The sequence below is a fragment of the Streptomyces sp. NPDC051109 genome (genome assembly GCF_044455885.1).
GTDB lineage: Bacteria > Actinomycetota > Actinomycetes > Streptomycetales > Streptomycetaceae > Streptomyces.
On sequence record NZ_JBITFF010000014.1, the window covers coordinates 29,978 to 43,874 of the forward strand.

At 70.4% G+C, this 13,897-nt stretch carries 11 protein-coding genes; 5 read left to right on the forward strand and 6 right to left on the reverse strand.

Going from position 1 to position 13,897, the window contains the following annotated elements:
- The first annotated feature begins 180 nt into the window (after window positions 1–180).
- The gene (locus tag ACIBAD_RS24490) at window positions 181–2,121 is read left to right on the forward strand and encodes a S41 family peptidase (RefSeq protein WP_398908395.1); all 1,941 of its coding nucleotides are present in this window, start codon (window positions 181–183) and stop codon (window positions 2,119–2,121) included.
- A gap of 57 nt (window positions 2,122–2,178) precedes the next feature.
- Here the strand turns inward: ACIBAD_RS24490 and ACIBAD_RS24495 are convergent, their stop codons facing one another.
- The 5 genes from ACIBAD_RS24495 to ACIBAD_RS24515 form a co-directional block, all read right to left on the reverse strand.
- Window positions 2,179–3,078: an NAD-dependent protein deacetylase gene (locus ACIBAD_RS24495; RefSeq protein ID WP_398908397.1), complete on the reverse strand. Its 900-nt coding sequence runs from the start codon at window positions 3,076–3,078 to the stop codon at window positions 2,179–2,181.
- A gap of 114 nt (window positions 3,079–3,192) precedes the next feature.
- Window positions 3,193–5,220: a S8 family serine peptidase gene (locus tag ACIBAD_RS24500; RefSeq protein ID WP_398908399.1), complete on the reverse strand. Its 2,028-nt coding sequence runs from the start codon at window positions 5,218–5,220 to the stop codon at window positions 3,193–3,195.
- A gap of 303 nt (window positions 5,221–5,523) precedes the next feature.
- Window positions 5,524–6,648 carry a hypothetical protein gene (locus tag ACIBAD_RS24505; protein ID WP_208328867.1) on the reverse strand — a complete coding sequence of 375 codons (1,125 nt, stop codon included), beginning with the start codon at window positions 6,646–6,648 and terminating at the stop codon, window positions 5,524–5,526.
- A 232-nt stretch (window positions 6,649–6,880) separates the two neighbouring features.
- Window positions 6,881–7,318 (reverse strand): VOC family protein, encoded by a 438-nt coding sequence (locus ACIBAD_RS24510; protein ID WP_398908401.1) that lies wholly within the window; start codon window positions 7,316–7,318, stop codon window positions 6,881–6,883.
- Between the two features lie 420 nt (window positions 7,319–7,738).
- Entirely contained in the window at window positions 7,739–8,284 is a 546-nt protein-coding gene (locus ACIBAD_RS24515; protein WP_398908658.1) for a DUF6193 family natural product biosynthesis protein, read from the reverse strand.
- A gap of 245 nt (window positions 8,285–8,529) precedes the next feature.
- Between ACIBAD_RS24515 and ACIBAD_RS24520 the strand changes: the two genes are divergently transcribed.
- A complete protein-coding gene (locus ACIBAD_RS24520) occupies window positions 8,530–10,023 on the forward strand; it encodes an MFS transporter (RefSeq protein ID WP_134067506.1) in 1,494 nt (497 codons plus the stop codon).
- 503 nt (window positions 10,024–10,526) lie between these two features.
- Complete coding sequence (locus ACIBAD_RS24525; protein WP_398908404.1) at window positions 10,527–11,396, forward strand: MBL fold metallo-hydrolase; 870 nt, start codon at window positions 10,527–10,529, stop codon at window positions 11,394–11,396.
- Window positions 11,397–11,572: 176 nt separating this feature from the next.
- On the opposite strand, the gene ACIBAD_RS24530 is transcribed toward ACIBAD_RS24525, so the two are convergent.
- Window positions 11,573–12,526, reverse strand: a complete 954-nt coding sequence (locus ACIBAD_RS24530) for a GlxA family transcriptional regulator (protein WP_398908406.1) — start codon at window positions 12,524–12,526, stop codon at window positions 11,573–11,575.
- A gap of 380 nt (window positions 12,527–12,906) precedes the next feature.
- Here ACIBAD_RS24530 and ACIBAD_RS24535 point away from each other — a divergent pair, with 380 nt between their 5' ends.
- Both ACIBAD_RS24535 and ACIBAD_RS24540 read left to right on the forward strand, forming a co-directional pair.
- Entirely contained in the window at window positions 12,907–13,386 is a 480-nt protein-coding gene (locus ACIBAD_RS24535) for a hypothetical protein (protein WP_134067512.1), read from the forward strand.
- Between the two features lie 2 nt (window positions 13,387–13,388).
- Window positions 13,389–13,667 (forward strand): DUF3817 domain-containing protein, encoded by a 279-nt coding sequence (locus ACIBAD_RS24540; RefSeq protein WP_134067514.1) that lies wholly within the window; start codon window positions 13,389–13,391, stop codon window positions 13,665–13,667.
- Window positions 13,668–13,897: the final 230 nt, after the last annotated feature.

A 13,897-nucleotide genomic window follows, 5' to 3' on the forward strand; every position in this document is an offset into this window, starting at 1 on the left:
ACGGGGGTGTCGTGCTGCGCGCGGAGCGCTGCCCTCCCTGTTCGCCCTGGCCGCGTCGCTGTCCGCGGGGACGGGTCCTTTCAGGCGAAATAGGGAAGCCCGGCTCACCTGTACACGGACGGGTTCCGATAGCTGAGGTGAAGATCCCGAACGACCCGTTCCCCGCCCGGGAGGCACACCATGGCACACCCCGCCGACCGCTCCACCCTGGATTTCGTCCCCCACGCCGCCGAACCCGTGAGGGAGCATCTGGCCGCGGCCACCGAACTGCCCGCCTTCCTCGCGGGCGCCGGCACCCTGACGCTGGCCGAGCGCATCCTCATCGTGGACCAGGCCCTGCTCATGCTGGACCAGAACTACGTCCACCTGCCGCTCAAGTCCGCAATGTACGCCGTCAACCCGGTGCAACGCCTACGGGTGCTGCGGCGGCGGCTGGAGCGGCAGACCGAGGCGACGAAGCCCCTGGAGTGGACGTTCCACGCCGAGCTGTCGGAGATCTTCCACTCGGTGCGGGACCTCCATACCAACTACCTGCTCCCCGCCCCCTACGCAGGCAAGATCGCCTTCCTGCCGTTCCTCGTCGAGCGGTACGAGGACGCGCAGGGCGAGCACTTCATGGTCACCCACGTGGCCCAGGGATTCTCCGCCCCCGGCTTCGCGCCCGGCGTCGAGATCACCCACTGGAGCGGGGTCCCCATCGCCAAGGCCGTCGACCTCAACGCAGCCCGCTTCGCCGGCAGCAACGCGGCCGCCCGCCGCAGCCGCGGCATCCAGTCGCTGACCCTGCGTCCGCTCGTCATGCACCTTCCACCGTTCGAGGAGTGGGTGACCGTCAGCTACGTCGACGCCGACGGCACCGCGCGAGAGCTGCGCGAAAGCTGGCGCATCGTGGCCAACAACCTCCTCCCGACGTTCGTCCACGCGGCGGCGCCGACTGGGGCCGCGCTGGCCTTGGGCCTGGACCTCGACATGGACGAGGCCAACCGCGCCAAGGTGATGCTGTTCGCGCCACAGGTCGTCGCCCGGCAGAAGGCCCTCGACGCGGGCGAGGCAGCCCCGGAAGTGCGGGCCGGCGAGATCTCCTCCTCGATGCCCAAGGTGTTCCGCGCTCAAGAGGTGCAGACGGCCGCCGGCACCTTCGGCTACATCCGGATCTTCACCTTCAACGAAAACGATGTGGAAGGGTTCATCAACGAATTCGTGAGACTGCTCCGCCAGGTGCCGGACCGCGGTCTGATCCTGGACGTCCGGGACAACGGCGGCGGCGTCATCTGGAACTCGGAACTCGCGCTGCAGACGCTCACCCCCCGCACCATCACCCCCGAGCCGACGCAGTTCATCAACACCCCGCTCAACCTTCGGATCTGCCGCAACAACCAGGAAGAACTGGGCGCCTGGCTGCCCTCCATGGAACAGGCAGTGGAGATCGGGGCCACCTACTCCGGCGCCGTGGCACTCACACCCGAGAACGAGGCCAACGCGATCGGCCAGCAGTACGCCGGCCCGGTCGTCCTCATCACCAGTGCCCGCTGCTACTCGGCCACCGACATCTTCGCCGCAGGATTCCAGGACCACCACATCGGCCCCGTCCTCGGCACCGATGAGAACACCGGCGCCGGCGGCGCCAACGTCTGGGAGCACAAACACCTCGTCGAACTCCTCACCAGCGATCCCGAGACGCCGTACCGGCCCCTGCCGAAGGGCGCCGGCATGCGGGTGGCCATCCGCCGCAGCCTGCGGGTCGGCGCGAACTCCGGTACTCCGGTGGAAGACCTCGGCATCACCCCGGACGTCCCCTACCGGATGACCCGCCGCGACCTGATGGAAGGCAACGCCGACCTGTTCGAGCGCGCCGGGGAGATCCTCAAGAGCCTCACACCGCACGCCGTGAACATCACCGACGCGACCGCCGCCGCCGGCGGTGCTCTGCGGCTCAAGGTGAAGGTCACCAACATCGACCGGCTGGACGTGTACGTCGACCAGCGCCCGCGCGCCTCCGTCGACCTGTCCGACGGCCAGGCCGACGTCACCGTCCCCGACGCGGCCGCCGCCCACTCCGCGCGCGTGGAGGGCTTCGTCGGCGGAGAACTCGTCGCCAGCAACACCGCACGTCTCAACTGACGGTCCACAGCGGCCGCACTCCGACCGTCCCGGCCCGGCGCCCCTGAGGCGGGCCGGTCAGTCCGCGGGCGGGCCGTCCGCGGGGATGCCCAGCATCTCCGCCACCGTGGTGAGGGCCCTCCCCAGGGGGAGCGCGACCCGGGCGACCGCATGCCGGTCGCCCCGGGTCGGGTCCTGGTTGACGATCAGCACCGGCTTCCCGGCCTCGGCCGCCTGGCGGACGAACCTGAGCCCGGACATCACCGTCAGCGACGAACCGAGGACCAGCAGCGAGGTCGCCCCGCCGACCAGGTCGCGGCAGTGCCCGACCCGTCCGGGGGGAACGCTCTCGCCGAAAAACACCACGTCCGGTTTGAGAACCCCACCGCAGGCGGCGCACGGCACCACGCGGAAGTCACCGACCTGTTCGTCCGTGAGGTCGGCGTCACCGTCCGGGTTCATCGCCGCTGCCACCGGCGCGAATCCCGCGTTGGCCTCCTCCATCCGCCGGGCGAGCTCGCCACGCGGGCTGACGGCACCGCACGACAGGCAGACGACCCGGGCCAGGCTCCCGTGCAGCTCCACCACGCCCTCGCTGCCGGCGGCCTGATGGAGCCCGTCGACGTTCTGGGTGATCACCCCCGCGAGCCGGCCGTGCCGTGCGAACGCGGCCACAGCCAGGTGCCCCGCATTGGGCAGGGCGCGGCCGAACGTGCGCCAGCCGAGGTGACTGCGCGCCCAGTACCGGCGCCTGGCCCGCGCGCTCGCCGTGAAGTCCTGGTAGGTCATCGGAGTGTGCCGGCTCAGGCTCCCGCCCTTGCCCCGGTAGTCGGGGATGCCCGACTCCGTCGACAGACCCGCTCCGCTGACCACCAGCACACCGCCGGCGGCCAGCGCCTCGGCCACCGGCTCCGGATCCGTGATGCCGGGCGGCAGGTCCTCGGTGGGGGTCCAGCTCAGAGTGGGGCGCATCCGCACACCGCCAGCATACGAAACGGCAGCTCACGGGGACAGGGGGTGAAGGCGGCAGTACGGGCTCCGATGCATGCCCATGGTCCCGGCTCGTACGGGCCGGGACCATGGGCGTACCCCTCAGAGAATGCGCCAGGCGACTGCGTACGGCTGGGCGAACTGGGTGATCCGGAAGGCCCTGACGACAACCTCTGCCTCCCCGGCCGGGACGGCCTCCCAGTTGACCTGCTCGACGTTGTTGACACGGTCGAACCCGGGATCCGTGCCCATGTTGCCGTGGCGCTCCTGACCGCCCGCCCGGACGATCAGGTCGAGGTCGTTCTGCAGTGCCTTCCCGGGCGGGTCCGTCCAGACGAGGGTGACCTTCAGGGTGCGGGCCGCCCCTTCCGGGATGTTGATGCGGAACGACCTCTCTTCCCCCTGGTCCAGCTCCTTGGCCTCGGTGAACCCCGCTCGGCCGGCATCGGTCGGCAGGATGCAGGCCTGCTGGAGGTTGACGATGCCGAAGCCGGAGCTGTTGTTCGGGGAGGCGCCCGCCTCGGAGGGGTTGTACTGGCCGGGCAGCTCGTCGGCACCGTTGATCAGCATGGCCTTCATGAGCGCCGCGCTGGGATCCGGCGTGCCGTTCTTCACGAGCGTCTCGCGCAGCACCGCCACACAGCCTGCGACCAGCGGGGTCGCCATGCTGGTGCCGCTGTCGAACATGTACGCGGGGTCCGTGGAGACGCCGAAGTGACTGTCGTCGGACGCCAGCCGTGAGCGCGTCGAAAGGATCGCCGTGCCGGGAGCGACGACATCGGGCGCGATCCGTCCCTCCTGGGTGGGCCCGCGGCTGCTGAAGGCCGCCATCCCGGCGGGGTTGTTCGCCATCCTGTCGCCGCGGATCGGCGGTGCGGGGTACGAGAGCGGCCGCAGATCGTCGTAGGTGTGGGAGATCTCGGGGCGGTCGCCCTCGCTGGCGCCGACGGTGATGACGTTCTTGGCGCCGGTCTCCCCGCTGACGGCCCTCAGATTGATGCGGCCGTCACCGTCGCGGTCCGTACCGTCGTTGCCGGCGGCGAAGCAGATGACGAAGTCCTTGTGGTCCCAGACGAACTGATCGACCTCGCGCGCGGGCTTGTTGTACGGCAGACCCGGGGTCACCGGACCCCACGAATTGGTGTGGATCCGCGCCCCGTCCTCCAGGAAGGGCGGCCCGAACAGGTCACGCAGGTGCGGCGGGATGCCGGACAGCGAGCCGTCGTCGGCCAGCACGGACTGAAGGACCAGCCTCGCCTCCGGAGCCGTGCCGGTGATGGCGCCGCCCATCGACTCCGACGTCCCGTCGCCCAGGACCGAGCCCGCCACATGGGTGCCGTGTCCGTCGGGATCGTCCGCCTTCGCGGGACTCTTACGGCCCAGGGCGATCAGGCGCTTGACCCGGCCGGTGAAGGCGGGATGCACGTTGGTGGCGGACCCCTTGTCGAACCCGGTGTCGGCGACACACACGATCTGGCCCTCGCCCCGGAACTTCGTGCCGTTGAAGGACACGTGGGCGTGCATGAGGTTTCCGGCCACGGTGTTGTACAGCACCCTCTCGGGGACTTCCTCGATCTCCTTCACCTCGTCGAGCGCGGCCAGGGCGGCCAGGTCCTCCTCACGGACCGTCACGCGCACCTTGTCGTGGTCGGGCTGTACGTCCCCGGGGCTGACACCGGCTGCTGCCGCGATCCGATCCCGTAGCCCGTCCGAGCCCACATCGACGTCCTCGTGCAGGACGACATCGATGGTCCGGGGCCGAGGACCCCCGGCCTCGGCGGGGTCGGCCAGCACGGCGACCCCCGGACGCAGCCGGCTCGACCGGAGCGACTGGGCGATCTTGAAGCCCTTGAAGTACACATCGGCCCACGTCACGAACGGCAGCGCGCGCACGGCATCGAGATCCCTGGGCCGGAAGCCGCACAGATAGGTGTCGTCCGGTACGTATTCGTGGATCACCACCCCGAGCGCCGCGAGTTCGTCCTTCTCCTCGGCCGTGGGCGGGTGTGTGGTCTGGACGAGCAGGTAGTTGGACGCGCTGGCGTCCTCGGACACCAGCGAGGCGGTGGCCAGATCGTCGGCCTGAGCCAGCGGGTCCACCGTCACGCCGTTGATGGTGATACGGGACATGCCGAACTCCCGGAGTATGGGGCGTTGGCGAAGGGGTGCGCCGGGCAGCCGCGGTCTCCCCCGCACTGTCTGTGCCGGCGCTGGCGCCCATCCGGTCGTGGCTCGTCCGGTCCGGCGGCGCGCTCGGCGGCGCATCGCTTCCGTTCGGCGAACACGCTAGGCCCGGAACTGCCCCCGGGCGCGTGGAGGCCACGGGGAAGCGCCCATTCGGGCCCGCATGTTGCTCCGAAGGAGGCCGTCCGGCTCGCAGCTGCCGCCCACCCGACGGCAGCCGCAACTCCGGGGCAGAGCCCCGGGGCGTGGTCAGCGGCAGAAGGCGGCGAGCGCCTTGACCACCCGGCCCGCGCCGCACGGGAGCCTGAGGGCGGGACGCTCGCGGTCTCGTACGGTCCGGGCCGTTGCCGCGGCCGTGACCTCGGCGGCGTGCGGGCGGTCTCCCCGGCCGGGCAGCGCCTGCACACGACCGACGGCGTTGCCGATCAGCTCGGTGAACCAGATGTTGCGGTCTGCACCGGTGGCGACGTTGAAAGGCACCTTGTCCGCGCCGCCCGGCACCGCGAACTCGGTGACCACCCCGCGCGGGGTGATCCGGCCGATGCGGCCGAACTGGTCGGCGTACCACATGTTCCCGTCGGGTCCGCGCGTGATCCCGTCGGCGCCGCCGTCCGGGTTCGGCCGCGGAAACAGTGTGATGGCGCCCTGCAGGGTGATCCTGCCGATCTGGTCGGATGCCGTGAACCACATGCCGCCGGGGCCGGACGCGATGTCGGACGGGAACTCGAAGCCGGTGGGCAGCGGAAACTCGGTGAGGTTGCCGGACCGGTCGATCCGGCCGATCTTGCCGGCGAGAATCTCGGTGAACCACATCGAGCCGTCGGGGGCGGCTGCGATGTGGTACGGAAGGCTGTCCGGTGTGGGGATGGGGTACGAGCTGGCGCGGCCGCCGGTCGTGATGCGCCCGATGGAGTTCGTACCCGAGTCCGTGAACCACAGCGCCCGGTCCGCTCCGGCCGTGATCCCCAGCGGCCCGCTGCCCGCCCAGGGCACGGGGAATTCGGTGATCCTGCCCGCCGTGGTGATCCGGCCGATCCTGCCGGCGCCGGTCTCGGTGAACCACAGCGCGCGGTCCGGGCCGGTGGTGATGTCGAAGGGGTTGCTGTTCGCGGTGGGCACGGCGTATTCGGTCACCTTGCCGCCGGTGGTGATTCGCCCGATGCCGCCGGATCCCGTCTCGGTGAACCACAGCGCGCGGTCCGGACCGGCAGTGATGCCGGCCGGGGCACTGTCGGCGGTGGGGACCGGGTACTCCTTCAGGTCCCCCACGTCGGCGCGGGCGGGCGCGGTGGCGGCGGCGATCGCGAGCAACGCGCCGAGGGAGCCGGTGAGCAGGCGGTGGCAGCGTCGTCGGGTGGTCGGCGAGTGCGGCATGGACCGGTCCCTTCCGGGTGGCGGCAGGCAGAGCGACACGTGACGGCATATCAGCTCCCGGTCCCCGGCCGTCCCATCCGCGCCCGCGAGGGCCCGCGAACCCCCCAACTGCCGTACGACCGGTCCCCTGGGCCTCCGCCCCAGCAGCGGCGAAGCTCTGCCGTGCCGTACCGCGCCGTGCCGCGCCGTGCCGACCTCGACGAGGGAACGCGGGTAGGACCCGGGCGCGCCGTCAGTTCTTCTTCAGCTCTTGGGCGAGCATCACAATGATGCCGCTGGGGCCGCGGACGTACGTGAGCTTGTAGACGTCCTCATAGGTCGCCACACCGCGGAGCGGACGGCATCCGTGCTTTGCGGCCACCTCAAGGGCGGCATCGATGTCGTCGACGGAGAAGGCGACGCGATGCATTCCGATCTCGTTGGGACGAGTGGGATCCGACTCGATCGCTTCGGGGTGGATGTACTCGAAGAGCTCCAGGCGACCGTGACCGTCGGGCGTCTGGAGCATCGCAATTTTGGCGTGATTGCCATCAAGGCCGACGGCAGTGTCGGTCCACTCACCGCTGACCGTGTCACGGCCGACGACCGTGAGGCCGAGGTCGGTGAAGAAGCAGATCGCTGCTTCGATGTCGCGAACGGCGATGCCGACGTTCTCAAGTGTGATGGCCATGCGCCGCATGCTATCGAGCCGGGCCGATCAGCTACTGCCGACCGGACGCAACCCCGGGAGGCGACGGGCGAGGTTCTCCGTTGACGTCTCGCTCTCGGTGGCGAATCGGCCGGCCTGCGGCATCAGCACTGGGCAGCGGGCACGCGTGGAACCGGTTGGAGTGGATGTTCCCGAACGGCGCGGGGATCCGGGCGATGCCCTGGTTCGGGCGGATGGTCCGACTCTGGCCGCGATACTCCGTGCCGCTGCATACGGTCACGCACCGGCCCCAGAGCCGGCCGTCCCGTCGCCGCGTTCCGGCTGCGTTCCACACGGACGCGCCTCCGTTGAACCCGACGTACGCGGTCGTTTCCGGATACTGCCTGGCGGACGGGGCCTGAGGGCTACGCAGGTCGCGCAGACGGCCAGGAGGCGGTGGCCTCAGCTCGCCGGCCCGAGCCCCTGCGGGAGGGCGGCCACCATGAGGCCGACGGCCTCCTCCGGCGTCTCCGTGCGCGCGACCGTCTCGCCCTCGTTCCGCACCCCGTAAAGCCCCTCGTCGTACGGGCAGATGACGTAGCCGATCCGAGCCTTCCAGAACTCCTCGACACTGGTGGAGAACCAGAGGTTGAAGTGGCTGTTGACCGGCATCAGCCGGCGCAGCACCGGCTGGGCGTACGCCGCCGTCAGCAGCGCGTGGGCGCGCGGGTGCCGGTCGTACGGTGGCATGTGGACACGGTCGAGCTTGGCCCACCACGTCAACTCGACGACACCGAACGGCTCCCGCTCGTGGGCGAGGGCCCACGGCCTGAACCGGATGAACGGGGCGCGGCCCCGGGTCTCCTCAAGCCCCGCGCCGCCCGTCCATGCCGCCGTCGCCCTGACGGCCTCGGTCAGGTCCGCGGTCCACCCACAGGCCAGGCGCGTGCCGTTGGCCTGAAGGTTCACCTGGAAGGTCGGCCGCCCCTCGCCGGGCGGGTACACCATCACACGCCGTCCGCTCCCCGCGTCGACGTACTCGGCACCCGCCGTCCAGTGGCCGCACCCTTCCGACCACCGGATCGCTGGTGTGGGTCCTTCACGGCGGGCATGCCGGAACTGATGGTCGTCGATGACGAGCGGCTTCGCGCCGGCCTCGCGATGCGTCGGGCCGCACGGCCGGAGTGGCATGTCCGGACGGTTCGTGGGAACCCGGCAGGGTGGGGGGACCGAGTAGGAAGGAACAGAGAACGATGGCATCAGCCTCGTCGCCGAACGGCTCCGCGCCGGCCACCACCGGCACCGTGACCACAGCCGTGCCGGCCCGTCTCGACCGTCTGCCGTGGTCCCGGTGGCACTGGATGATCGTGATCGGTCTCGGTACCGTCTGGATCCTCGACGGACTTGAGGTCACCATCGTCGGCAACGTCGCCGGACGCCTCGCCGAGGAGGGCAGTGGCCTCGACATCACCGCCGCCCAGGTCACCGGAATCGCCGCCGCCCTCTACGTGGCGGGAGCCTGCTCGGGGGCGCTGTTCTTCGGCTGGCTGACCGACCGTTACGGCCGCAAGAAGCTGTTCATGGTGACGCTGGTCGTCTATCTGGGCGCGACCGCGATGACCGCGCTGTCGTTCGAGTCCTGGTGGTTCTTCCTCTTCCGGTTCCTGACCGGTTTCGGTATCGGCGGCGAGTACGCGGCCATCAACTCGGCGATCGACGAGCTGATCCCGTCCCTCTACCGGGGCCGGGTCGACCTCATCATCAACGGCAGCTACTGGCTGGGCGCGATCGGCGGCGCCCTGCTGTCCGTGGTGATGCTGGACACCGACGTCTTTCCGCAGAACCTCGGCTGGCGGCTGAGCTTCGCCCTCGGGGTCGTCCTCGGGCTGGTCATCCTGCTCGTACGCCGACACGTTCCGGAGAGTCCACGATGGCAGTTGATCCACGGACGGGACGAGGACGCCGAGGAGCTGGTGTCGTCCGTGGAGCGCAGGATCGAGGAGGAGAAGGGCGGCGTGCGGCTGCCGTCGCCGGCCGGTGAGATCACCATCCGGCAGCGCAAGAGCATCGGGTTCGGCCTGATCGCCAGGACGGTCTTCGGCCGCTATCCGCGCCGTGCGGTCCTCGGGCTGTCGCTGTTCATCGGGCAGGCGTTCCTGTACAACGCGATCACCTTCGGGTTCGGCACGATCCTCACGACGTTCTTCGACGTACCGACGGGCCGGACCGGCTACTACTTCGCCGTGATCGCCGCGGGCAACTTCCTCGGCCCTCTGCTGCTCGGGAAGCTGTTCGACACGGTCGGGCGCCGGATCATGATCTCCTCCACGTATCTGCTGTCGGGTGTGCTCCTGTTCGGGACGGCGTGGCTGTTCGACCGGGGTTCGCTGACGGCGACGACGATGACGGTCTGCTGGTGCGTGGTGCTGTTCTTCGCATCGGCGGGCGCCTCCAGCGCGTACCTGACCGTGTCGGAGGTGTTTCCCATGGAGACCCGGGCGATGGCCATCGCCTTCTTCTACGCCCTGGGTACCGCGGCGGGCGGTATCAGCGGCCCGCTGATCTTCGCCGACCTGACGGAGTCGGGCGTGGTGGGTGACACGGCGCTGGCCTTCCGGATCGGCGCCGCGCTGATGTGCGCCGCCGGTCTGGTGGCGGCGTTCCTGGCGGTCAAGGCGGAGCGGCGTTCGCTGGAGGACATCGCCGAGCCGCTGTCGGTGGCGAAGCCGGCCGCGTCCTCCGGCTGAGGCCGACCGGCACTCACAGGAGATCCCGCCTGTCAGTCGCGGCCGCCTCCCGTCGGCGTCGACGTCCGCCAGGCATGCCCTCGGTGCACCGCCTTGCCCTCGCGGGCACGGACACCCCTCGCAGTGCCGGCGGGCGCGGGTGAGCGGCCGGTTCCGTTCGAGAAGGTGGCGGTGTTCGCCACGGAGGCCGAAGCCATCGCGTTCGCGGCCCGCCTACGACCACGGCGTGGTCGACGTGGAGAAGGGTGCCACCCTCCAGGGGATGTACACCTTCAACGCCAACGCCTCCGATGAATGGAAGAGGTCCCTGCGGACCGCGCGGTGAACAAGCGGTACTGAGCGCGTCTCACGGCCGGCACGGACCCTGCCATCGGCCGGGTCGAGAGAACGCCTTGGGCCCGGAAGTACAAGATCGGCAGGGCCTACCGGTTCCCGCCGCGGGTGGGGTATCTCTGAAAGGCGGCCCCGATCGTGGGGCGTCACCCCCTGGAAGGACACCTGCCGTGGACGGCTGGTACGTGGATGAGCGCTGCTTCAACTGCGATGTCGCACGACAGCTCGCGCCCGAACTGATCGGCGAGGCGGACGGAAGGTCCCAGATCCTGCGCCCGCCGCGCGGTGAAAAAGAAACGCGGGACTTACACGCAGCCGTCTTCGCCTGCCCCACCCGCTCGATCCGCCCCTCGTCCGGGCAACCGGACCAGCGACTCGACCCCTTTCCGATGGCCTTGGACAGCGGCGTACTGCTGTGCGGGCACAACTCGACACACACTGCCGGCGCCAATTCCTACTTGCTCCTGCGGCCTTCCGGCACGGTCATGATGATCGACACACCGCGCTGGAGTCGTGAACTCGCCGAACGCTACGCAGCAGTGGGCCCGATCACCGATGTGCTGCTCACCCACCGCGACCACGCCGCACACGGCCACCGCTACGCGGACCGTTTCGGCGCCCGGCTGTGGATCCACGAGGGCGACCTCGATGCGGCGCCGGACGCCGACCAGGTGATCCGGGGTATCGAACCTGTTGAGATCAGCGAGGGAGTCACCGCCCACCCGCTGCCAGGCCACACCCGGGGCAGCGTGCTCTACCTCGCGGACGACCGGTACTGCTTCAGCGGGGACAGCTTCTACTGGTCACGCACCACCGGCGATCTGGAAGTCGCGGACAGTGTGACCTGGTACTCGGTCGAGGAACTGGCCGCCTCACTGGTCAGGACGGCCGGACGGCTCCGGTTCGAATGGGTTCTGCCGGGCCACGGCGATCGCCGCCGGCTGCCCGCCGACGAGATGTCCCGGCGGTTGAGAACACTGGCCGAGCGCACTCGGCAGCTGCAGCCTCGACCGGTTGACTTCACCGCTGTTCGCTGGTGAAAGGGTCGGCTGCGCCGGGCTGTCCCCCGACCTTGCCCCGGCTGCGGGCGCTGGTCACCTGCCTGCGCGGCGAGCTCGGCCGGGCGAGCGAGCGCTGCGCTCCGCCCGGTAGGCCCGAGCCCTTGCCGCGCGCCTTCGGTCGCCACCCGAGCCGCTGAGCCGCCGACGGGCCGGGATCATTGCGCGGCCTGGCCCTGGAAGGCGCGGCGGTAGGCGTTCGGGCTCGTGCCGGTGATACGCCGGAAGCGGTCCCGGAAGGCGGTCGGCGAACCGAATCCGACCTGGGAGGCGATCCGCTCGACCGGGTGGCCGGTGGTCTCCAGCAGGTACTGGGCCTGGCGGATCCGGGCACGATGCAGCCACTGCAGGGGCGAGGTGCCGGTCTGCTCGCGGAAGCGCCGGTTCAGCGTGCGCACGCTCATGCCGCCCTGCGCGGCGACCTCGTCGAGGGTGAGCTCGCAGCGGGCGTTGTCCTCCATCCAGCGCAGCAGCGGCTCCAGAGCCGATCCGCGCGGGGCGGGCGGATGCTCGTGGACGATGAACTGCGCCTGACCGCCGTCGCGTTCCAGCGGCATGACGGCCAGCCTGGCGGCGTCCGCAGCCACGGCAGAGCCGTGGTCACGCCGGATCAGGTGCAGGCACAGGTCCAGTCCCGCGGCGGCTCCGGCCGAGGTCAGGAACTGCCCGTTGTCCACGTAGAGAACGTCGGGGTCCACCTCGACCGCGGGGTGTCGGGCGGCCAGAAGTGGGGCGGCCAGCCAGTGGGTGGTGGCGCGCAGCCCGTCCAGCAGGCCCGTGGCGGCGAGGACGAAGGCGCCCGTACAGATCGACGTGATGCGGGTGCCCCGCCCGGCCGCCTCGCGCAGCGCGTCGAGGACCTCGGGCGGTACGGGCACGTCGGGATCCGCCACGCCGGGCAGCACGATGGTGTCCGCCTCCGCGAGGGCCTGCAGCGGCCAGGGTGCGCGGAGGGTGAACGCGCCGGCGTCGACTTCGCCCGCGGCCGAGCAGACGCGGACGCGGTAGGCGGGGCGGCCGTCGGGCAGCCGGGTGCGTCCGAAGACCTCGATGGGAGTGGACAGGTCGAAGGCGATGACTCCGTCCAGCGCGAGGACGGCCACGGTATGCATGGCCCAACCCTAGGGCTCTACCGCATTCCGGCCAAGCCGCCCAGGTGGCCACATCGCGCATCCGACTGCGACGCAGCCCTGTCGAACAGCCGGTTTCCTCCCTGGCTGGAATCCGGTGGAAGCTGGCAATCCAGCCACTATTGATCATCATTGACGGTGACTACCGTCGGCTCCGGCACCCGGCGTAGGGTGTCGCGCCCCCTGGAGAGGACCACTGCCGATGCTGTGTCAGATCGTGCCGTTCGAGGCTGGAACCTCGCCCTCAACACCCCCGTAGGAAGGCGACCGGCCAGGCCGTACTCCGGCTCCGGCTCCGACTCCGACTCCGACTCCGACTCCGACTCCGACTCCGACTCCTGAGCATCCGAAAGCGCCCTCCCGTGACGAAACTCCTCCTCGCCGTCCACGTCCTGGCGGCCATCATCACCATCGGCCCGGTCACTGCGGCCGCCAGCATGTTCCCGCCCGCCGTCCGCCGTGCCCTGGCCGCACCCGACGACCCCTCCGGCCTCGCCACCGTCCGCACTCTGCACCGCATCTGCCGGGTCTACGCAGTGATCGCGGTGGCGGTACCGGTGTTCGGACTCGCGACCGCCAACAGCCTCCATGTCCTGGGCAGCGCCTGGCTCATCACCTCGATCGCCCTCACGGTCCTGGCCGCCGCCGTGCTCGGTGCCCTCATCCTTCCCCGCCAGGGCTCGGCCCTGGCCGCCCTCGACGGCCACGCCGAGACGCCGGAACCCGTGGTCGTCCAGCGGCTCGCCGGACAACTCGGCCTGTTCACAGGGGTTTTCAACCTACTTTGGGCCACGGTGACCGTTCTGATGATCATCCGCCCCGGATCCACCACAGGAGCCTGACCATGCACCCACCCAGCCGACTCCTGCGCCTCAGCGCCCCCGTCGAACTCCTCTCCCTGTTGGTGCTGCTGGCCAACCTCGCCGTGCTGCAACAGCCGGCCGTCGCCTCGGCGATCGGCCCCCTCCACGGCTGCGCCTACCTGATCGCCGTCATCGCGACCGCGCGCGAGGCCGGCCCGGACCGCACCGCCACGCTCGTTGCCGCGATCCCCGGCATCGGGGGCACGCTCGCCTTGCGCCGCCTGGCCGCCCGCGCACCTGCCTCTCCACGCCGAACGTGAAGTACGCAGCGACCCGGAACCGAGAACCCCCCGTGCGGCGTGGTCGCACAGGACAGAAGTGCAGTGGCGGTCGGCCACCGCGAGGACGTCTGCCGGCGCGCACCCCACTTGGTTCTCAGCCGGGTACGCCGCCGACGACGATGCCCACGGTCCACTCAAGCAGTTCGACGCCCTGCAGGTCCGTCCCGCGGAGCGGCTGCAGCGCAGGCAGCGGGCCAGAACCGCGCGCT